18 protein-coding genes and 1 pseudogene are annotated in these 19,766 nt (G+C 70.9%); 11 read left to right on the top strand and 8 right to left on the bottom strand.

The window, feature by feature from the left end; genetic code table 11:
* Window position 1 precedes the first annotated feature (1 nt).
* Genes hutH through hutI form a run of 3 tightly spaced genes read left to right on the top strand, consistent with a single transcriptional unit; the run spans window position 2 to window position 4,429 of the window.
* Entirely contained in the window at window positions 2–1,543 is a 1,542-nt protein-coding gene (hutH, locus tag JRG78_RS09275; RefSeq protein WP_272653334.1) for a histidine ammonia-lyase, read from the top strand.
* Window positions 1,536–3,236, top strand: a complete 1,701-nt coding sequence (gene hutU, locus JRG78_RS09270; RefSeq protein ID WP_272653333.1) for a urocanate hydratase — start codon at window positions 1,536–1,538, stop codon at window positions 3,234–3,236. The genes hutH and hutU overlap by 8 nt, the downstream gene beginning before the upstream one ends.
* Window positions 3,233–4,429 carry an imidazolonepropionase gene (hutI, locus tag JRG78_RS09265; protein WP_259606405.1) on the top strand — a complete coding sequence of 399 codons (1,197 nt, stop codon included), beginning with the start codon at window positions 3,233–3,235 and terminating at the stop codon, window positions 4,427–4,429. The genes hutU and hutI overlap by 4 nt, the downstream gene beginning before the upstream one ends.
* Before the next feature lie 8 nt (window positions 4,430–4,437).
* On the opposite strand, the gene JRG78_RS09260 is transcribed toward hutI, so the two are convergent.
* The 3 genes from JRG78_RS09260 to JRG78_RS09250 are packed head-to-tail and all read right to left on the bottom strand — an operon-like array spanning window position 4,438 to window position 7,150.
* Window positions 4,438–4,929 carry a hypothetical protein gene (locus tag JRG78_RS09260; protein ID WP_259606404.1) on the bottom strand — a complete coding sequence of 164 codons (492 nt, stop codon included), beginning with the start codon at window positions 4,927–4,929 and terminating at the stop codon, window positions 4,438–4,440.
* A 48-nt stretch (window positions 4,930–4,977) separates the two neighbouring features.
* Window positions 4,978–5,871 carry an arginase family protein gene (locus JRG78_RS09255; RefSeq protein WP_259606403.1) on the bottom strand — a complete coding sequence of 298 codons (894 nt, stop codon included), beginning with the start codon at window positions 5,869–5,871 and terminating at the stop codon, window positions 4,978–4,980.
* 1 nt (window position 5,872) lies between these two features.
* On the bottom strand, window positions 5,873–7,150 hold the full coding sequence (locus tag JRG78_RS09250) for a DUF445 domain-containing protein (RefSeq protein ID WP_259606402.1): 1,278 nt from the start codon (window positions 7,148–7,150) through the stop codon (window positions 5,873–5,875).
* A 64-nt stretch (window positions 7,151–7,214) separates the two neighbouring features.
* Between JRG78_RS09250 and JRG78_RS09245 the strand changes: the two genes are divergently transcribed.
* Window positions 7,215–7,487, top strand: a complete 273-nt coding sequence (locus JRG78_RS09245; protein ID WP_259606401.1) for a metal-sensitive transcriptional regulator — start codon at window positions 7,215–7,217, stop codon at window positions 7,485–7,487.
* Window positions 7,488–7,610: 123 nt separating this feature from the next.
* Window positions 7,611–7,790, top strand: a complete 180-nt coding sequence (locus JRG78_RS09240) for a hypothetical protein (protein ID WP_259606400.1) — start codon at window positions 7,611–7,613, stop codon at window positions 7,788–7,790.
* Window positions 7,791–7,837: 47 nt separating this feature from the next.
* On the opposite strand, the pseudogene JRG78_RS09235 reads toward JRG78_RS09240, so the two are convergent.
* From JRG78_RS09235 to JRG78_RS09225, 3 genes and pseudogenes are all read right to left on the bottom strand, one after another.
* A pseudogene (locus JRG78_RS09235) lies at window positions 7,838–8,733 on the bottom strand (aminotransferase class III-fold pyridoxal phosphate-dependent enzyme); the annotation flags it as partial.
* Window positions 8,734–8,787: 54 nt separating this feature from the next.
* Entirely contained in the window at window positions 8,788–9,981 is a 1,194-nt protein-coding gene (locus tag JRG78_RS09230) for an acyl-CoA dehydrogenase family protein (protein WP_259606399.1), read from the bottom strand.
* Complete coding sequence (locus tag JRG78_RS09225) at window positions 9,978–10,727, bottom strand: alpha/beta fold hydrolase (protein ID WP_259606398.1); 750 nt, start codon at window positions 10,725–10,727, stop codon at window positions 9,978–9,980. The genes JRG78_RS09230 and JRG78_RS09225 overlap by 4 nt, the downstream gene beginning before the upstream one ends.
* Between JRG78_RS09225 and JRG78_RS09220 the strand changes: the two genes are divergently transcribed.
* Window positions 10,659–11,945, top strand: coding sequence for a M20/M25/M40 family metallo-hydrolase (locus JRG78_RS09220; RefSeq protein WP_336297681.1), 1,287 nt, complete (start codon window positions 10,659–10,661; stop codon window positions 11,943–11,945). The genes JRG78_RS09225 and JRG78_RS09220 overlap by 69 nt on opposite strands.
* Window positions 11,942–13,351 (top strand): aldehyde dehydrogenase family protein, encoded by a 1,410-nt coding sequence (locus JRG78_RS09215; protein ID WP_272653332.1) that lies wholly within the window; start codon window positions 11,942–11,944, stop codon window positions 13,349–13,351. The genes JRG78_RS09220 and JRG78_RS09215 overlap by 4 nt, the downstream gene beginning before the upstream one ends.
* On the opposite strand, the gene JRG78_RS09210 is transcribed toward JRG78_RS09215, so the two are convergent.
* A complete protein-coding gene (locus JRG78_RS09210) occupies window positions 13,294–14,502 on the bottom strand; it encodes an MFS transporter (RefSeq protein WP_259606396.1) in 1,209 nt (402 codons plus the stop codon). The genes JRG78_RS09215 and JRG78_RS09210 overlap by 58 nt on opposite strands.
* Before the next feature lie 380 nt (window positions 14,503–14,882).
* Here JRG78_RS09210 and nrdH point away from each other — a divergent pair, with 380 nt between their 5' ends.
* The 4 genes from nrdH to nrdF all read left to right on the top strand — a co-directional run bounded on the left by nrdH (window position 14,883) and on the right by nrdF (window position 18,816).
* Entirely contained in the window at window positions 14,883–15,116 is a 234-nt protein-coding gene (gene nrdH, locus JRG78_RS09205) for a glutaredoxin-like protein NrdH (protein WP_259606395.1), read from the top strand.
* Between the two features lie 9 nt (window positions 15,117–15,125).
* Window positions 15,126–15,584: a class Ib ribonucleoside-diphosphate reductase assembly flavoprotein NrdI gene (nrdI, locus tag JRG78_RS09200; RefSeq protein WP_259606394.1), complete on the top strand. Its 459-nt coding sequence runs from the start codon at window positions 15,126–15,128 to the stop codon at window positions 15,582–15,584.
* On the top strand, window positions 15,581–17,731 hold the full coding sequence (nrdE, locus tag JRG78_RS09195; RefSeq protein ID WP_272653331.1) for a class 1b ribonucleoside-diphosphate reductase subunit alpha: 2,151 nt from the start codon (window positions 15,581–15,583) through the stop codon (window positions 17,729–17,731). Before nrdI ends, nrdE begins: the two co-directional genes overlap by 4 nt.
* 107 nt (window positions 17,732–17,838) lie before the next feature.
* Entirely contained in the window at window positions 17,839–18,816 is a 978-nt protein-coding gene (gene nrdF, locus JRG78_RS09190; RefSeq protein ID WP_259606392.1) for a class 1b ribonucleoside-diphosphate reductase subunit beta, read from the top strand.
* Window positions 18,817–18,904: 88 nt separating this feature from the next.
* Here nrdF and JRG78_RS09185 read toward each other — a convergent pair whose 3' ends face one another.
* Complete coding sequence (locus tag JRG78_RS09185) at window positions 18,905–19,576, bottom strand: LysR family transcriptional regulator substrate-binding protein (RefSeq protein WP_259606391.1); 672 nt, start codon at window positions 19,574–19,576, stop codon at window positions 18,905–18,907.
* Window positions 19,577–19,766 lie beyond the last annotated feature (190 nt).

Genomic DNA, 19,766 nt, shown 5'->3' with positions numbered 1-19,766 from the left:
CATGCAGGAAACCTCCCCGATCGTCATCGGCGCGACGCCGCTCACTCCCGCGGACGTCGTCGCCGTCGCCCGCCACCACGCCCCCGTCACCATCGCCGACAGCGCCCGTGACCGCGTCGCCGCGGCCCGCGCCGTCATCGACGGCATGGCGGCCGATCCCAAGCCGCACTACGGCGTCTCCACCGGGTTCGGCGCCCTCGCCACCACCTTCATCGCCCCGGAGCGCCGCCGTCAGCTGCAGGTCAGCCTGATCCGCTCGCACGCCGCCGGCACCGGCTCCGAGGTGGAGACCGAGGTCGTCCGCGCGCTGCAGCTGCTGCGCCTGCAGACGCTCGCCTCCGGCCACACGGGCGTGCGCCCGGCGGTCGTCGACGCCTACGCGGCCATGCTGAATGCGGGGATCACCCCGATCGTGCGCGAGTACGGCTCGCTCGGCTGCTCCGGCGACCTCGCCCCGCTCGCCCACATCGCGCTCGCCGCGATGGGCGAAGGCGAGGTGCGCGACGCCCACGGCGAGCTGATGCCGGCGGCCCAGGCGCTCGCCGCCGCGGGCATCGAGCCGCTGGTGCTCGTGGAGAAGGAGGGGCTCGCCCTCATCAACGGCACCGACGGCATGCTCGGGATGCTCGTGCTCGCGCTGCACGACCTGGAGACGCTGGTCACCACCGCCGACCTCGCCGCCGCGATGTCGATCGAGTCGCAGCTGGGCACGGATGCCGTGTTCGCCGCCGATCTGATGGCGCTGCGCCCCCAGGTCGGCCAGGCCGCCTCGGCCGCGAACCTGCGCGCCTTCCTCGGCGACTCGCCCATGGTGGCCAGCCACAAGGGCCCGGAGGACGGGCGCGTGCAGGACGCCTACTCGCTGCGCTGCTCTCCGCAGGTGCACGGCGCCGCCCGCGACACCATGGCGCACGCCGCGACGATCGCGGAGCGCGAGCTGGCCTCCGTCGTCGACAACCCCGTGGTCACCGCCGACGGACGCATCGAATCGAACGGCAACTTCCACGGCGCCCCTGTCGCCGCGGTCCTCGACTTCCTCGCGATCTCGGTCGCCGACGTGGCATCCGTCTCCGAGCGCCGCACGGACCGCGCCCTCGACCCGGCGCGCAGCCACGGCCTGCCGCCCTTCCTCGCCCACGAGGTGGGCGTGGACTCCGGGCTCATGATCGCCCAGTACGCCGCCGCCGGCATCGTATCGGAGCTGAAGCGGCTCGCCGCCCCGGCATCCGTCGACTCCATCCCGTCCTCGGCGATGCAGGAGGACCACGTCTCGATGGGCTGGGCCGCAGCCCGCAAGCTGCGGCGCGCGATCGACGGACTCGCCCGCGTCCTCGCCATCGAGATCCTCACGGGCGCCCGCGCGCTCGACCTGCGCGCGCCGCTCGAGGCCGGACCCGCCACCGGCGCGGTGCGCGACCTCGTCCGCACCGTGACCGAAGGCCCCGGACCCGACCATTTCCTCTCACCCGACATGGAGGCCGTCACCGAGCTCGTGCGCTCGGGCGAGGTCCTCCGCACTGCGAAGGAGCACGCGAATGTCTGACACCACCACCGCGACCACCACTGCGACCGCCGCCAACGGGATCGGCCACCAGGGGCGGAGCGTCCGCGCCCCGCGCGGCAACGAGCGCACCGCGAAGAGCTGGGGCGCCGAGGCCGCCAAGCGGATGCTGATGAACAACCTCGACCCCGAGGTCGCCGAGCACCCCGAGGACCTCGTCGTCTACGGCGGCACCGGCCGCGCCGCCCGCAACTGGGAGGCGTACGACGCGATCGTGCGCACCCTCGACGAGCTGGAGCCCGACGAGACCCTGCTGGTGCAGTCCGGCAAGCCGGTCGGCGTGTTCCGCACCCACGAGTGGGCGCCGCGCGTGCTCATCGCGAACTCGAACCTCGTCGGCGACTGGGCCACCTGGCCCGAGTTCCGTCGGCTCGAGTCGCTGGGCCTGACCATGTACGGCCAGATGACCGCCGGCTCGTGGATCTACATCGGCTCGCAGGGCATCCTGCAGGGCACCTACGAGACCTTCGCCGCCGTCGCCCGCTCGCTCGGCCGCGACTCGCTCAAGGGCACGCTGTCCCTCACCGGCGGCGCCGGCGGCATGGGCGGCGCGCAGCCGCTCGCGGTCACGCTGAACGAGGGCGCCTGCCTCATCGTCGACGTCGACGAGACCCGCCTGGCCCGCCGCGTGGACCACGGCTACCTGGACGAGTACCACACCGACCTCGACACCGCGGTGGCCCGTGCCGTGGCCGCCAAGCAGGCCGGCGAGGCCCTCTCGGTCGGCATCGTCGGCAACGCCGCCGAGGTGTTCCCGGAACTGTTCCGCCGCGGCGTGCCGATCGACATCGTCACCGACCAGACCAGCGCGCACGACCCGCTCGCATACCTCCCGATCGGCATCTCGGTCGAGGACTGGAAGGCCGAGGCCGAGCGCGACCCGGAGGAGTTCACCCGCCGCTCGCGGGAGTCGATGGCCGCGCACGTGCGGGCCATGGTCGACTTCCAGGACGCCGGCGCCGCGGTGTTCGACTATGGCAACTCGATCCGGGCCGAGGCGCAGCTCGGCGGCTTCGACCGCGCGTTCGCGTTCCCCGGCTTCGTGCCGGCCTACATCCGCCCGCAGTTCGAGGAGGGCCGCGGCCCGTTCCGCTGGGCCGCTCTCTCGGGCGACCCGGAGGACATCTACAAGACCGACCGCGCCATCGCCGAGCTGTTCCCGGAGGACGCCGCCCTGCACCGCTGGCTGAAGAAGGCGGGGGAGAAGGTGCACTTCGAGGGCCTGCCCGCGCGCATCTGCTGGCTCGGCTACAAGGAGCGCCACCTCGCCGGCCTGAAGTTCAACGAGATGGTCGCCTCGGGCGAGCTGAAGGCGCCGATCGTGATCGGCCGAGACCACCTCGACTCCGGCTCGGTGGCCTCGCCGTACCGCGAGACCGAAGCCATGAAGGACGGCTCCGACGCGATCGCCGACTGGCCGCTGCTGAACGCGCTGCTGAACACCGCCTCCGGCGCGGCGTGGGTGTCCATCCACCACGGCGGCGGTGTCGGCATCGGCCGCAGCATCCACGCCGGCCAGGTCACCGTGGCCGACGGCACCGAGCTCGCCGCGCAGAAGCTGGAGCGGGTGCTCACCAACGACCCCGGCACCGGCGTGATGCGGCATGTGGACGCCGGCTACGAGCACGCGCGCGAGGTCGCCCGCGAGCGCGGCCTGAAGGTGCCGATGCTGTGAGCGCCACGCTGATCACGAACATCGGGGAGCTGACCACCAACGACCCCGGCGCCGCCGGCGACCGCTGCGGCACGCTGCACGATGCCGCCGTGCTCATCGAGGATGGCCGGATCGCATGGGTCGGCGCCGCCCCGGATGCCCCGGTCCGGGCATCCGGGGAGAGCGGCCGCGGCGCCGCCGAGGTCGTCGACGCCGGCGGCCGGGCGGTCATCCCCGGGTTCGTGGACAGCCACAGCCACCTCGTCTTCGGCGGCGATCGCGCCGCCGAATTCGAAGCGCGCATGGCCGGCGAGAAGTACGCCGCGGGCGGCATCCGCTCGACCGTGACCGCCACTCGCGGCGCGAGCGACGACCAGCTGCGCGAGCGGCTGCGCGGCTTCCTCGACGAGATGCACGCCCAGGGCACGACGACGGTGGAGATCAAGAGCGGATACGGGCTCGACGTCGCCACCGAGGAGCGGCTGGTGCGGCTCGCCGCCGAGGTCACCGAGGAGGTGACGTTCCTGGGCGCGCACGTCGTGCCGGCCGAGTACGCCGGCCGCGCCGACGAGTACGTCGACCTCGTCGTCGGGGAGATGCTGGACGCGTGCGCGCCGCACGCGAAGTGGATCGACGTGTTCTGCGAGACCGGGGCCTTCACGGTGCCGCAGTCGCGGCGGGTGCTCCAGGCCGGCATCGCGCGCGGGCTGCAGCCGCGCCTGCACGCCAGCCAGCTCGGCCCCGGTGAGGGCGTGCAGCTGGCGGTCGAGCTCGGCGCGGCATCCGTCGACCACGGCACCTACCTCACCGACGCGGACGTCGCCGCGCTCGCCGCATCCGACACCGTGCTCACCCTGCTGCCGGGCGTGGAGTTCTCCACGCGCCAGCCCTATCCGGACGCGCGGCGCCTCATCGACGCCGGGGTGACCGTGGCGCTGGCATGCGACACCAACCCCGGGTCGAGCTTCACCTCGTCGATGCCGTTCTGCATCGCCGTCGCCGTGCGCGACATGGGCATGACCACGGCGGAGGCGGTCTGGGCCGCGACCGCCGGCGGGGCCGCCGCGCTCCGGCGCGATGACATCGGCGTCATCGCGCCGGGCAGGCGCGCCGACCTGGTGCTGCTGGACGCCCCGACCCGCGTGCACCTGGCCTACCGCCCCGGCGTGCCGCTGGTGGCGCGGGTCTGGAAGGACGGCGTTCCGGTGCGCTGACGCCGGACTCAGGTGTTGCGGGTGAACGTGATGCCGTGCTGTGCGGCGGCCGCGCCGAGGAGCTGCAGGGCGCGGTGGACCTCTTCGCCGGTGCGGCCGTTGAGTCCGACGTGCACGGTGGCCGCGCTGCCGAGCATCGGGGCGAAGAGCACCATCCTGCGCGCCTTGGTCGTGGCCCGGGCCTTCACGGCCTCGTAGTCCTTCAGGGACAGCGTGATCACCTTCATCGAGGCGTCGATGCCGGCGTCGGCGATCCCCTTCCCGACCGCGTTCGCCGCGATCGCGAGCCAGACCAGGATCGCCGCGATCGCCAGGCCGATCACGATCCAGCCGACCAGCGGCACGCCGAGCAGGATGAACCCGATCCCGACGCCGATCCCGAGGACGCAGGCGATGGCCACCCCGAGGCTCTTGCCGGCGAGGGACCTCTGGGCGGTGGGGTCGCTGACGTAGCGGAGGCGTTCGGTCCAGGTGTGCGGTGTCACGGATGCGGCGGTCACAGCCCTCATCCTAGGGTCGGCCCGCCGACCTCCGGAGGAGGCGCGGTCTCAGCGCGAGGCAAGCCCTGCGAGCAGCTCCAGCACACACAGCGCGGTCAGGCGCACGGTGCGCGCGTCCTCGGCATCCGCCGTCGCGTCCACCTCGACGAGGTCGGCGCTGACGACGCGGGCGTCCGAGGCGACACCGCGGGTGAGGGCGCGCAGCTCCCACGCGGCGAGCCCGCCGGGCGCGCTGGCCGGGCAGCCGGGTGCGACCGACCGGTCGCACACGTCCACGTCGATGTCGAGGTGCACGCGGGCGCCGTCCCCGGCCCCGGCGATCTCGAGGGCCTCAGCGAGGACGTCCGGGATGCCGCGGCGGCGCAGCTCGTCGAGAGCGATCACTCGGATGCCCCAGTCGGCGGCGCGCTGCGCGTAGGCGACCGAGTTCGTGAAGTCGGCGATGCCGATCTGCACGATCCGCCGCGGGTCGATCCGCTCCTCGTCGGGGGCGTCCTCCACGAGTCGGCGCACCGGGGAGCCGTTGGAGACGCCGTCGCGCAGGTCGAAGTGCGCGTCGAAGGTGATCAGACCGGTCGCCCGGGCCCCGCGCGCGACGGGGTAGGTCACCGAGTTGTCGCCGCCGAGCGCGATCGTGAAGGCCGGGCCGAACTCGCGCACCCGCTGCACGACCGCCGCGATGCCCTCCTCGCCGTCCGGTTCGGACACGTCCCCGGCATCCGCGATCCGCAGCACCGCGTTCAGGTCCACCGCGGGCGGGCCCATCAGGGTCGGGCTGTACCGGGCCAGCGCCTCGCGCACGGCCGCCGGGGTCGCGTGCGCGCCGGTCGGCGACAGCGAGCTGCGCCAGGCGGGGACGCCGAGCAGCACGGCATCCGCCGCGTCGTCGAAGGCCGGCCAGGAGCCCGCGCGGGGCCAGAGGGGGTCGTGCGAGAGTGCCATGTCATGCTCCGGGGATCAGGTTGTGGGCGACGGCGAAGATCGCCAGGCCCGCGAGGGCGCCCACGACCGTGCCGTTCAGGCGGATGTACTGCAGGTCGCGACCGACCATGAGCTCGATCTTCTCGGTGGTCTCGGCGGCGTCCCACCGCTCCACGGTATCGGTGATGATCGAGGCGATGTCGTGCCGGTAGCGGTCGACGAGGAACACCGCCGCCTCGGTGGCCCAGCCGTCCACGCGGGCCTGCAGGGCGGCATCCGTGGCCAGCCGCTCGCCCACCTCGGTCAGGGCCGTGGCGGCGCGCCGCCGCAGCCCGCTCTCCGGGTCGGCGAGAGCCGTGAGCAGCCCGTTCTTCGCGGTGTTCCACGCCTCCGCGGCCAGCGCCGCGACGCGGGGACTGTCGAACATGGCCGCCTTGGCGCCCTCGAAGCGGGCGCGCACCGCCGGGTCGTGCTGCAGGCCGTCGGCGAGGCGGGCGAGGTAGCCGTCGAGAGCGCGGCGGGCCGGATGCCCGGCATCCGCCTGCACGGCGCGGACGAACTTCACCGCCTCGTTGTACACGGTCTCGTCGACCAGCCGCTGCGCGATCCGCGGCACCCAGGCCGGCAGGCGGCGCGACACCAGGCCGGAGAACGCCTCCGCGTTGCCGTCCAGCCAGGTGGCGATGCTGTCCACGGCGAGATCCACCGCGCCGCGGTGCGCGTCGGCCTCGACGATCCGCTGCAGCCAGGCGCCCGCCGGCGGTCCCCACTCCGGCGCGACAAGGTGCTCGCGGGCGAGATCGGCGATCAGGTCGCGCACGTCGTCGTCGCTGAGCGCGTGCAGCACGGCGGTGGCGACGGTCGCGCCCTCGGCGGCGACCCGCTCGGCGTGCGCGGGCCGGCGCAGCCAGTCGCCGAAGCGGCGCGCCACGGACGTCGTCGCGAGCTTGGCGCGCACGACCTCCGCGGACAGGAAGTTCGCCTCCACGAACTCGCCCAGGGAGCGGCCGATCTCGTCCTTGCGGGTCGGGATGATCGCGGTGTGCGGGATCGGCAGGCCGAGCGGGCGGCGGAACAGGGCGGTGACCGCGAACCAGTCCGCCAGCGCCCCGACCATGCCGCCTTCGGCCGCGGCGCGCAGATAGGCCAGCCACGGATGCCGCTCCTGCAGCCAGAACGCGAACACGAAGGCGATCGCCATGGCCAGCAGCGCGCCCAGCGCGACCGCCTTCATCCGCCGCAGGCCGCGCAGCCGCTCCTGATCGGCGGGGGACAGCAGCGCCATCGGCGTACGCGACATGCCGCCATCCTTTCATGGACGTGCCGGCGGATCCCGCCGGGCTCGTGCGGACTACGCTCGAAGGGTGATCGACGACATCAAGAAGCGCGCCCTGCACCGCACCAGCATCCTCGAGGGTCAGCTGCGCGGGATCGCGCGGATGATCGAGAACGAGGAGTACTGCATGGACATCATCACGCAGTCCCGTGCGATCCAGCGGTCCCTCGAATCCCTGAACCGGCTGCTGCTGGAGAACCACCTGCGCACCCACGTCACGCACATGTTCGAGCACGGCGGGGAGCAGCGCGACAAGGCGGTCGGCGAGCTGCTGAAGGCGTTCAACTTCGACGGACGCTGATCCCGGATATCCGTTGCTCGATTCGGCGAATGCAACGGATATCGTCGCAAAGTGCTCCGTATGCTTCGTTTTTCGCTGTACCTCGGTCGGCTCTTGTGATTGACTACCGGCAGTCGGAACTCGATGGGGAGGTCTCATGCCGGGCACTGCCGCGAATCCACACGACGAGGTGCGCGCGGGCGGCGCCTCGCACTGCTCGACCGGGACCCGTCCGACGGACCGGCCGACGAGATCGGCAGCACGCGGGTGCTCGGCACGTGGGTGGAAGGGGAGCAGGTCTACGACGCGGAGCCCGGTCGCTGAGCGAGGACGCCCCTGAGCCTGTCGACGTCCGCTCGACGGACGGGCTCTCAGAGGATGCGGGCCGCCTCGCCGAGGACCCCGCGGAGGATGTCCGCGATCTCGCGGAACTCCGCGGCGCCGACCGTGAGCGGCGGGGCGAGCTGGATCACCGGGTCGCCCCGGTCGTCGGCGCGGCAGTACAGCCCGGCCTCGAACAGCGCCTTCGACAGAAACGTGCGCGTTCAGCCTCTCCTCGTCGAAGATGTCGAGGTTCTCCAGGGCGACCGCCGCCGACACCGGGTGCCCGCCGAAGGTGTACCCGTGCGGGAAGAAGGTCTGCCCCGTGGAGAACGGCTCGTAGATCCGATCCGACACGATGGTCGCGCCGATCGGCGCGTACCCGCTCGTCATCGCCTTGGCGCACGTGATCATGTCCGGGACGTAGCCGTAGCCCTCGCAGGCGAACGTGTGCCCCAGCCGGCCGAACGCGCAGATCACCTCGTCGGAGACCAGAAGGACATCGTGACGGTCGCAGTTCTCGCGCACCCGGGCGAAGTAGCCCGGAGGCGGCGGAAAGCATCCGCCCGAGTTCTGCACCGGCTCCAGGAACACGGCCGCGACGGTGTCCGGTCCCTCGAACAGGATCATCTCCTCGATCCGGTCCGCCGCCCACCTCCCGAACGCCTCCTCGTCGTCGGCGGGCCCGCCCGCCTCCGCCGCGCGGTAGAAGTTCGTGTTCGGCACCCGGAACCCTCCGGGGGCGACGGGCTCGAACATCTCCTTCATCGCCGGGATGCCGGTGATCGCCAGCGCTCCGTGGGGCGTGCCGTGATAGGCGACCGCGCGGGAGATCACCTTGTGCTTGCCAGGCTTCCCGGCCCAGGCGCCAGTACTGTTTGGCCAGCTTGAACGCCGTCTCCACCGCCTCGCCGCCGCCCGTGGTGAAGAACACCCGGTTCAGGTCGCGAGCGAGCTTGACAACCGAAAGCGAAGCCTCAGTCCGCCTGGAGCTTCGGATTCAGGACTCGAGCGGCCCCAGCCACGCGGTGGCGGCGGTGGCGTGCGCCGACTCGGGGTCGGAGGGGTGGAACATCCCGGCGAGCACGTCCCGGTACAGCCGGGAGAGCTCGTTGCCGGTGAAGTAGGAGCCGCCGCCGGCGACGAGCATCGCCTCGTCAACGACCCGCTTGGACATCGTGACCGCGCGGTGCTTGACGCCGGACAGCAGCGTGAACCATCGGGCCCCGTGGTCGGCCTGTTCGTCCACGTCGCGTGCGAGGGCGGCGATCTGCGGCGGCAGGGCGTCGTAGGCGAGGGCCATGTCGGCGATGCGCCAGCGGATGTCCGGGTCCTGGCTGTACGGCCGCTGAACCGCGCCCTGAGCGTGCCGAAGGGTGGAGCGCCGGGTCTGCGCGGTCGCCACCGCCAGGTCGAGGGCCCGCCGGGCGATGCCGGTGTACACGGAGGCGAGCAGGATCTCGAACACGCTGAAGATGCCGAACACGATCGGATCCGGGTTCGGGCCGGGATCGATCCGCCGCACGACGTGCTCCGGCGCGGCGACGGCGCCGTTCAGGCGCGTAGTGCGGCTCTGGGTGCCCCGCATGCCGAGGGTGTCCCAGTCGCCGCTCGTGGCGACGGCATCCGTGCGATCCACGAACGCGAAGACGAGCTTCGGCGCGTCCTCGCTCGCGGTGTCCAGCCCGTGCAGGCCGAGCCTCGTCCAGACCGGTGCGAGGGAGGTGAAGATCTTGGTGCCGGTGAACGCGTAGCCGCCGTCCGGACGCGGCGCGGCCTCGGCGCTGCTGCCGAACAGCACCAGGTCGTTGCCGGCCTCGCTGATGCCGAACGCGTATACCTCGCCGGCGGCGGCGCCGTCCTGCACGAACTCCAGGCCCGGGACGCCGCGGTCGCCGAACACTTTCGCGACCCCGGTCCACACCAGGTGCATGTTGACCGCGAGGGCGGTGGCGGGGGAGGCCGTCGCCAGGCGCTGCTGCAGCAGCGCCGCCTGCTCCAGCCCGAGCCCGGCGCCGCCCCGTGCCTCCGGGACGAGGATGCGCAGGTATCCGGCATCCCGCAGCTCGTCGAGGTCCTGCTGGGGGAAGGTGTTCTCCCGGTCGTGGATCGGGGCGCGCTCGCGGATCCGCGCGAGCAGGTCGTCGGGCAGGTGCGCGGCGGGGTCTGAGGCGGCGGGGTCTGAGGCGGTCATCGCAGGGCCTCCAGGATCTCGTGGACGGTCTCGTCGGGCTTGTCGCGGTGCGGGGAGTGGCCGGCGCCCGCCACGATCGACATGGTGATGCGCGGGTTCTCCAGGACGGATGCCGCCAGCTCCCCGGTGAACAGGCTGTACACCTCCGGATCGGCGCCGATGATGTGCGTGGGCACGGTGAGGCGCGCGGCCTGCTCGCGCACGTCCCATGGCCGGTTCTGGGCGCTGGTCTCCGCGACGGCCCACGCGCTGGCGCGGCGGACGGCGTCCACCTTGAGCTCGACGTCCTGCGGATGCCAGTGCGGATGTTCGGCGCGCACCGTGGCCTCGGACGGGTCGGCGAAGGCCCGCTCCTGGCTGCGGCGGATGATCCCGGCGTCCCGGCCGGCGACGTGGATCGCCGGGTCGATGAGCACCAGGCGCCGGGTCCAGTGCGGATGCCCGGCCGCCGCGACCACGCCGGCGGCGCCGCCCAGGGAGTGCCCGATCACGGCGTCCCACGCGCCGCCGCCGTCCGGCGCGGTCGCGGCGAGATCGGCCGCGTAGGCGCCGACGGTGTAGTCCAGGGCGCGCGGGGCGTCGCCGTGGCCGCGCAGATCGACGGCCGTGGCCTGCCATCCGGCATCCGCGAGCGCGACGCCGATGCGCCACATCAGGGCCGCGGAGGAGCCGAGGCCGTGGACGAGCAGGGCGCGGCTCGGGCCGGCGCCCCAGACGATCCGGGGGAGCGTGAGCGGTGCGGGCACCGTCCCAGCCTACGGCGGAGGGCCGGCGCGATCGCGCCGGCCCTCCGTGGCGTCTGCAGCGGATCAGCCCCGCGCGACGGATCCGGTCGCCGCGGTGACCGGCTCGGGGCGCGGCACCAGCCGGGTGAGGACGAGGTAGAGCGCGCCGCTGGCCAGGAAGCCGACGATCCAGGCGACGTCCACGTCGGCCAGGGCGACGCCGAGTGGGCCGGTGTAGAGCGGGGTGACCATGAACGGCAGCTGCACGAGCAGGCCCACCGCGTAGGTGCCCAGGCCCACGGCGTTCCACTTCCCGTAGCGCCCGCCGTCCCGCTGGTACAGTACGACGCGCTGCCCGGGCTCGGTCACGCCTGCGGGCACAACCTCATCGCCGCCAGCGCCGTCGGCGCGGGACTCGCGCTGGCCCGCGTCGCCGACGAGCTCGGCATCACCGTCCGCGTCTACGGGACGCCGGCCGAGGAGGGCGGCGGCGGCAAGATCGAGATGATCGAGCACGGCGCGTTCGCGGATCTGGACCTCGCGATGATGGTGCATCCGGCGCCGGTCGATGTGGCCGAGGCGCGTCCGTTCGCCGTGGCGCACAGCCACGTCGCGTACCAGGGCGTGTCGGCGCACGCCGCCGCCTATCCGGACCAGGGCGTGAACGCCAACGACGCCTTCCTGATCGCGCAGGTCGCGATCGGCCTGCTGCGCCAGCAGCTGCCCGCGGACACCCGGGTGCACGGCATCCAGACCCTCGGCGGCGACGCGCCGAACGCGATCCCGGAGCGCACCGAGGGGCGCTGGTACTGGCGGGCGAACACGCTCGAGGAGCTCGCCGAACTGGAGGAGCGCGTGCGCCGCTGCTTCGAGGCGGGCGCCCTCGCCACCGGGGCGGCGCTGACGATCACCCCCGAGTCGAAGCCGTACGCCGAGTTCCGCACCGACGAGCGCGCGCTCGCCGCGTACCGGCGCGCGGCGCGCGAGCGGGGCCGCGTCTTCGCCGATCCGGCGGTGGCCGGCCGGATGAACCGCGCCTCCACGGACATGGGGAACGTGTCGCTGCTCGTCCCCGCCATCCACCCGTACATCGGCGTCGACTCGCTGCCGCACGGCAACCACCAGAAGGAGTTCGCCGCCGCCTGCGTCGGGCCGACCGCGGAGCGCGCACTCCTGGACGCCGCCGTCCTGATGGCCTGGACGGCGATCGACACCATGATCGAAGGAAGAACCGCATGACCACCATCGACTGGCAGACCCGCGCCCGCGACCTCCGGATCGACGGCCGCGCGTTCGACGGGGGCGCCTGGAGCCGGATCGGCGCCGCCGACCGCGGGCGGGTGCTGATCGCGCTGGCGGATCTCATCCAGGAGAACCTGGAGGAGCTGGCGCTGCTGGAGACGCTCGACTCGGGCAAGCCGATCGCGCAGACGCTCACCGTGGACGTGCCGGGCGCGGCGGAGACGTTCCGCTGGTACGGGGAGCTCGCCGACAAGCGCACCGACGAGATCCCGGCGACGCCGCCCGGATCCACCGCGCTGGTGCGCCGCGTGCCGCTGGGCGTGGTCGGTGCGATCACCCCGTGGAACTACCCGCTCGAGATCGCCGCCTGGAAGCTCGCCCCGGCCCTCGCCGCGGGCAACAGCGTCGTCCACAAGCCGGCGACGGAGACGTCGCTGACCGCGCTGCGGCTCGCGGACCTGGCGCTCGAGGCCGGGGTGCCGGCCGGGGTGCTGAACGTCGTGCCCGGACGGGGCTCGGATGTCGGGAGCAGGATCGCCCGGCATCCGGACGTCGACGTGCTGGCGTTCACCGGGTCCACGGCCGTCGCGAAGCGGCTGCTGATCGACGCGGGGTCCTCGAACATGAAGCGCGTCGCGCTGGAGGCCGGCGGCAAGAGCGCCAACCTCGTCTTCGCCGACGCGGACCTCGGCACCGCCGCGGAGAAGGCCGCCTTCGGGGCCTTCTACAACCAGGGCCAGGTCTGCTCGGCGAACTCCCGCGTGCTCGTCGAAAGGGCGGTGCACGACGAGTTCCTGGAGCTTCTCGTGGCGGCCTCCCGCGCGTACGAGCCCGCCGACCCGCTCTCCGGCGGGCCCGGCAACGGCAGCCTGATCAGCACCGCGCACGCCGACGACGTCAGCCCGGCGATCGAGGCCGGCGCACGCGACGGGGGCCTCGTCAGCGGCGGCGAGCGGGTCACGATCACCGGGTCCGACGCGTACCTCCGGCCCGCGATCGTCACCGGGCTGGACGCCGGTCACGACCTGCACCGCAGCGAGGTGTTCGGACCTCTCGTGGTGGTGCATCCGTTCGACACGGAGGAGGAGGCCGTGGCGCTGGCGAACGCGACCGAGTACGGGCTCGCGGCGTCGCTGTGGACGTCCGACCTGTCGCGCGCGCACAGGGTGTCCGAGCGGCTCGTCGCCGGAACCGTGTCGGTGAACACCGTCGACGCGCTGGGACTGACCACGCCGTTCGGAGGCTTCCGGCAGTCCGGCTTCGGCCGCGACCTCTCCCGGCACGCCCTGGACAACTACACCGACTGGAAGACCACCTGGTTCCAGCGGCTGAGGACCGGGACAGATCAGGACGGCGTGACCGCCACCGGCTCGGTATCCGGGTGCGGGCTGGCGTCGCGATGACGCAGGTCGGGGAAGGCGCGGACGGCGAGCACCGACACGATCAGCCCCACCGCCACGAAGAGCACCGCGGCGAGGTAGGCGCCGGCCGGTCCGCGCTGGTCGATGAGCACGCCCGCCACCGCGGAGCCGGCCGCGGCGCCGATCAGCTGACCGGTTCCCGCCCAGCCGAAGGCCTCGGCGGTCTCGCTGAACTTCACGCTCGCGCTGGTGATCGCGAAGAGCACCGCCAGCGCGGGTGCGATGCCGACCCCGGCGAGCAGGAGCGTGCCGCCGAGCCAGAACACGTTCAGCGACACCATCGTCAGCGCCAGGCCGACCGTCACGATGAGCAGGCGCCGCGCCATCGCCCACGGGCCGATCGGCACGTGGCCGAAGGCGAGACCGCCGGCCAGGCTGCCCACCGAGAACACGGCCAGGACGAGGCCGGCCTCCAGTCCGCCGTGCCCGAAGGTGGCGACCACCCCGACCTCGACCGCGGCGCAGGCGCCGATGAGGAGGAAGCCGAGCACCGTGGCCAGCAGCACCGGGGGCTTGAGCACGACGAGTCCGAAGGCGCGGCGGCTGCGCGGGATGCGCACCCGGCCCACCTCGGGGGAGAGGATGAACCACGCGCCGCCGCCGGCGAGGATCACCGCCACCAGGAGCAGACCGGGCACCGTGCCCGCCTGCGTGGAGACGACGGTGATCACCACCGGGGCGACGATCCAGATGATCTCCTGCAGCGACGCGTCCAGTGAGAACAGCGGCGTCAGATGCCCGGCGTTGACGAGCTTGGGGTAGATGGTGCGCACCGCCGCCTGCACCGGGGGCGTGGAGAGGCCGGCGAGCAGCGCCAGCGCCATGTAGCCGGGCAGCCCGAGCGGCAGCAGCGCCAGGCCGAGCACCGAGAGGACGCACACGACGAGGGTGAGCAGCAGCACGCGGCGCATGCCCCAGGCGCCCATCCAGCGGCTGGTCACGGGGCCGGCGACGGCCTGGCCGACGGATGCCGCGGCGAGCACGATGCCGGCCGCGCCGTAGGAGCCGGTCTGCTGCTCGACATGCATGAGGATCGCCAGGCTCATCATCCCGTTGGGGAAGCGCGCCGTCAGCTGCGCGGCGATGATGCGCGCCACGCCGGGCGTGCGAAGAAGGTCACGATATCCCGCCACCAGAGCAACGATATCGGCGGGACGCGACACCGCGCGAAGCCGCCGGCGGTGCGACACGCCGCGACACGCCGAAGGCGGCTCTCCACAGGAAAACCGATGTCCGAGGGGTGGCGTAGCGTCCGCCCTGTGGATGGATCGCGGACCGGCCGTCGCGAGCCGCGGGAAACCGCGCTTCGAGAGCCCTCCGCCGGCATCCGCGCCTGTGGAAGAAACGGGGGAGAACCTGTGTTGAAACCAGGGAGAACGGTGGAAAACTACACGGATGTAACTACTACCCCTTGTGGTCGCTTCCAATGTCCGTCCCCATATGTAGTATTGAGTTCCCGGCGGGGGTCTGCCGGGGCAACAGCCGGAATCTGAGGGGAAGAAGAGCCAACATCATGTCGATCACGGTCTACACCAAGCCTTCGTGCGTGCAGTGCAACGCCACCTACCGCGCCCTCGACGCCAAGGGCATCGAGTACGAGATCCACGACCTCTCGCAGGACGCGGACGCGCTCGAGCAGGTCAAGGCACTCGGCTACATGCAGGCGCCGGTCGTCGTCACCGACGAGGACCACTGGTCGGGCTTCCGCCCGGACAAGATCGACGAGCTGGCCGCTCGCCTCGCGTGAGGAGTGACCATGAGCGTCGTCGCCACCGCCGCGCCGCTCGTGGTCTTCTTCTCGAGCGTCTCCGGCAACACAGCCCGCTTCGTCGAGAAGCTCGGGCTGCGAGCCCGCCGCATCCCCCTGCACAGCACGGATGAACCGCTCGTCGTGGACGAGCCGTTCGTGCTGATCACCCCCACCTACGGGGGCGGGCAGGGGCGCGGCGAGGAGAAGGGTGCGGTCCCCAAGCAGGTGATCCGGTTCCTCAACGACGAGCGCAACCGGAGACACATCCGCGGAGTCATCTCCGCGGGCAACACCAACTTCGGCGAGGCCTTCTGCCTCGCCGGGGAGATCATCAGCCGCAAGTGCCACGTGCCGCACTTGTACCGGCTCGAAGTCTTCGGCACACAGGACGACGTCGATCGCGTGAGCGACGGATTGGAACGATGGTGGGCAGCGCAATCGAGCATGCAGAGCAGGACGCAATGACCGAGCGGACCGAGGAGGCCTTCAAGGTCAACCCCGCGTACGAGGGCCTGGACTATCACGCCCTGAACGCGATGCTGAACCTGTACGACGCGAACGGGAAGATCCAGTTCGACGCCGACAAGCGGGCGGCGCGGGAGTACTTCCTGCAGCACGTGAACCAGAACACCGTCTTCTTCCACTCGCTCAAGGAGCGGCTGGACTACCTGGTCGAGAAGGAGTACTACGAGGCCGCGGTCATCGAGAAGTACTCGTTCGAGTTCATCCAGAAGCTCAACGACCTCGCCCACTCGAAGAAGTTCCGCTTCGAGACCTTCCTCGGCGCGTTCAAGTACTACACCAGCTACACGCTGAAGACCTTCGACGGCAAGCGCTACCTCGAGCGCTTCGAGGACCGCGTCGTGATGACCGCCCTGGCGCTCGCCGACGGCGACGAGCAGCTCGCCGTGAACCTCGTCGAGGAGATCATCTCCGGCCGGTTCCAGCCGGCCACCCCGACCTTCCTCAACGCCGGCAAGGCGCAGCGCGGCGAGCTCGTCAGCTGCTTCCTGCTGCGCATCGAGGACAACATGGAGTCGATCGCCCGCGGCATCAACTCCGCGCTGCAGCTGTCCAAGCGCGGCGGCGGCGTGGCGTTGCTGCTGTCGAACATCCGCGAGGCCGGTGCGCCGATCAAGCAGATCGAGAACCAGTCCTCCGGGATCATCCCGGTGATGAAGCTCCTCGAGGACAGCTTCAGCTACGCTAACCAGCTGGGTGCGCGTCAGGGCGCCGGCGCCGTCTACCTCTCGGCGCACCACCCCGACATCATGCGGTTCCTGGACACCAAGCGCGAGAACGCCGACGAGAAGATCCGCATCAAGACGCTCTCCCTCGGCGTCGTCGTGCCCGACATCACCTTCGAGCTCGCCAAGAACGACGAGGACATGTACCTGTTCTCGCCGTACGACGTCGAGCGCGTCTACGGCGTGCCGTTCGGCGACATCTCGGTCACCGAGAAGTACCGCGAGATGGTGGACGATGCGCGGATCAAGAAGACGAAGATCAACGCCCGCGAGTTCTTCCAGACGCTCGCCGAGATCCAGTTCGAGTCGGGCTACCCGTACATCATGTTCGAGGACACGGTGAACCGGGCCAACCCGATCAAGGGCCGGATCAACATGTCCAACCTCTGCAGCGAGATCCTGCAGGTGAACACGCCGACCACCTACAACGACGACCTGTCGTACAAGGACATCGGCAAGGACATCTCCTGCAACCTCGGCTCGATGAACATCGCCCTGTCGATGGACGCCGACGACCTCGGGCAGACCGTCGAGACCGCGATCCGTGCGCTGACCGCGGTCAGCGACCAGAGCCACATCCGCTCGGTGCGCTCGATCGAGGACGGCAACGACCGCTCCCACGCGATCGGCCTCGGCCAGATGAACCTGCACGGCTACCTGGCGCGCGAGCGCGTGTTCTACGGCTCGGAAGAGGGCCTGGACTTCACGAACATCTACTTCTACACCGTGCTCTACCACGCGCTGCGCGCCTCCAACCGGATCGCGATCGAGCGCGGGGAGACGTTCGACGGCTTCGAGGACTCGACGTACGCGTCGGGGGAGTTCTTCGACAAGTACATCGAGCGGGAGTGGGTGCCGCAGACCGACAAGGTCAAGGAGCTGTTCGCCCGGCACCACATCCCGACCCAGCAGGACTGGATCGAGCTGAAGGAGTCCATCCAGAAGCACGGCATCTACAACCAGAACCTGCAGGCCGTCCCGCCGACCGGGTCGATCTCGTACATCAACAACTCGACGAGCTCGATCCACCCGATCGCCTCGAAGATCGAGATCCGCAAGGAGGGCAAGCTCGGCCGCGTCTACTATCCGGCGCCGTTCATGACGAACGACAACCTGGAGTACTACCAGGACGCGTACGAGATCGGCTACGAGAAGGTGATCGACACCTACGCCGCCGCCACCCAGCACGTCGATCAGGGTCTGTCGCTGACGCTGTTCTTCAAGGACACCGCCACCACTCGCGACATCAACAAGGCCCAGATCTACGCCTGGAAGAAGGGAATCAAGACGATCTACTACGTGCGGCTCCGTCAGCTGGCGCTGGAGGGCACCGACATGACCGAATGCGTCTCCTGCATGCTGTGACCCTTCCCGGTCGTCGAGCGAGGGCCGCAGGCCCGGAGACCACCGGCCGTTGAGCGAGGGCCGCAGGCCCGAGACGAAACGCACACTCAGACACTTCAAGGAACACCATGACCCCTGAACAGATCAAGCTGGCCACCGAGGTGCAGGCGATCAACTGGAACCGGATCGAGGACGACAAGGACCTCGAGGTCTGGAACCGCCTCACCGGGAACTTCTGGCTGCCGGAGAAGGTGCCGCTGTCCAACGACATCCAGTCGTGGAACACGCTCACCCCCGAGGAGCAGACCCTCACGATGCGGGTGTTCACCGGGCTCACGCTGCTGGACACCATCCAGGGAACGGTGGGTGCGGTCTCGCTGCTGCCGGATGCGCTGACGCCGCACGAGGAGGCGGTGTACACCAACATCGCGTTCATGGAGTCGGTGCACGCGAAGAGCTACTCGTCCATCTTCTCGACGCTGTGCTCGACGAAGGAGATCGACGAGGCGTTCCGCTGGTCGGTAGAGAACCCGAACCTGCAGAAGAAGGCGCAGATCGTCCTGCACGACTACCGCGGCGACGAGCCGCTGAAGCGCAAGATCGCCTCCACCCTGCTGGAGTCATTCCTGTTCTACTCCGGCTTCTACCTGCCCATGCACTGGTCGAGCCGCGCCAAGCTCACCAACACCGCCGACCTGATCCGCCTCATCATCCGCGACGAGGCCGTGCACGGCTACTACATCGGCTACAAGTACCAGCGCGGGCTGGAGCAGGTCGACCAGGCCAAGCGCGACGAGCTGAAGGACTACACCTTCTCGCTGCTGTACGAGCTCTACGACAACGAGGTGCAGTACACGCAGGACCTCTACGACGCCGTCGGCCTCACCGAGGACGTGAAGAAGTTCCTGCACTACAACGCCAACAAGGCGCTGATGAACCTCGGCTACGAGGCGATGTTCCCGTCATCGGTGACGAACGTGAACCCGGCGATCCTCTCGGCCCTGTCGCCGAACGCCGACGAAAACCACGACTTCTTCTCCGGGTCGGGCTCCTCGTACGTGATCGGCAAGGCGGTCGCGACCGAGGACGACGACTGGGACTTCTGAGTCGCAGTCAGCACGGCTGACAGAGGCCCGGCCCGCAGGATGCTGCGGGGCCGGGCCTCTTCTCATGACCGGCCGGCACCATGACCTGTCACGCGCTCGCGTCGTCGACCTCGCCGATGTCGGGGATCGTGGGGAGCCAGTCGGCGAAATCGTCCACCCAGCGCTCGATCGCCCTGACCGCGTAGTGCGACGGATCCCATCCCGCATACAGGCGCATCCGAACCCGCTTCCCCCGCTGCATGATCCGCACCGGCCTCAGCCCGAAGACGGCCGCGTTGGTCAGGATCGCCGCCCCGCGACCGGTGGCCGCCACGCCCTGTGCCATGAACGACGAGGCCATCTCTATGGCGCTCGCGGGCTCCAGCCGCTCGGCGGCCAGCGCGTCGTCGAACACCGTCCGTGCGGCGTTGGTGCGATCCATGAGCACGAGCGGATGCCGCACCAGCTCGGACATCTCGACCTCGCCGCGTCCGCCGAGCGGATGATCGGGGGGAACGTGGGCGCTCAGGCCGACTTCGCACAGCAGGCGATCCGACCAGCGGGCAGGCGGAGGGACGGTGGAGACGCCGAGGTCGGCTCCGATCTCGACGGCGCGTTCGAACACCACCGCGGGGCTCGCCTCGACCGCGTCGATGATCGGATGGGACGACCCGCGCTCGGCGGTGAACGGGGCGAGGGTGCGCAGAATCGTCGCGAACGGAGCGACCACGGTGAACTGCGTCTCACGGAGGCGATCGGCGCCCAGCGCGGTCCGTGCCATCTCCTCCCGGCGGACGAGATCCCGAACGATCGCGAGGAAGCGTCTGCCGGCGTGGGTGAGCCGGAGCGCACCGTGACCGCGTTCGAAGAGCGTGGTGCCGAGCTCCCCGAAAGCGGGCGGCGACGGTACGCTCCTGCGCCGCGGACACGTAAGGGGTTGCATCCCTTCGGCGGGTGTGTCAGCAGCGACA

The organism is Microbacterium sp. EF45047, assembly GCF_028472845.1.
Classification (GTDB): Bacteria; Actinomycetota; Actinomycetes; order Actinomycetales; family Microbacteriaceae; genus Microbacterium; species Microbacterium neungamense.
Note: the sequence above shows the minus strand (reverse complement) of the source record. Positions and strands in the feature narration are given on the sequence as shown.

Bases quoted from the DNA above. Each gene is read 5' to 3' on its own strand.
- hutH (WP_272653334.1), top strand. From the start codon at position 2: ATGCAGGAAACCTCCCCGATCGTCATCGGCGCGACGCCGCTCACTCCC.
- hutU (WP_272653333.1), top strand. From the start codon at position 1,536: ATGTCTGACACCACCACCGCGACCACCACTGCGACCGCCGCCAACGGG.
- JRG78_RS09255 (WP_259606403.1), bottom strand. From the start codon at position 5,871: ATGGCACTCTCGCACGACCCCCTCTGGCCCCGCGCGGGCTCCTGGCCG.
- JRG78_RS09250 (WP_259606402.1), bottom strand. From the start codon at position 7,150: ATGTCGCGTACGCCGATGGCGCTGCTGTCCCCCGCCGATCAGGAGCGG.
- JRG78_RS09240 (WP_259606400.1), top strand. From the start codon at position 7,611: ATGGGGAGGTCTCATGCCGGGCACTGCCGCGAATCCACACGACGAGGT.
- JRG78_RS09230 (WP_259606399.1), bottom strand. From the start codon at position 9,981: ATGACCGCCTCAGACCCCGCCGCCTCAGACCCCGCCGCGCACCTGCCC.
- JRG78_RS09215 (WP_272653332.1), top strand. From the start codon at position 11,942: ATGACCACCATCGACTGGCAGACCCGCGCCCGCGACCTCCGGATCGAC.
- nrdH (WP_259606395.1), top strand. From the start codon at position 14,883: ATGTCGATCACGGTCTACACCAAGCCTTCGTGCGTGCAGTGCAACGCC.
- nrdI (WP_259606394.1), top strand. From the start codon at position 15,126: ATGAGCGTCGTCGCCACCGCCGCGCCGCTCGTGGTCTTCTTCTCGAGC.
- nrdE (WP_272653331.1), top strand. From the start codon at position 15,581: ATGACCGAGCGGACCGAGGAGGCCTTCAAGGTCAACCCCGCGTACGAG.
- nrdF (WP_259606392.1), top strand. From the start codon at position 17,839: ATGACCCCTGAACAGATCAAGCTGGCCACCGAGGTGCAGGCGATCAAC.
- JRG78_RS09185 (WP_259606391.1), bottom strand. From the start codon at position 19,576: ATGGCACGGACCGCGCTGGGCGCCGATCGCCTCCGTGAGACGCAGTTC.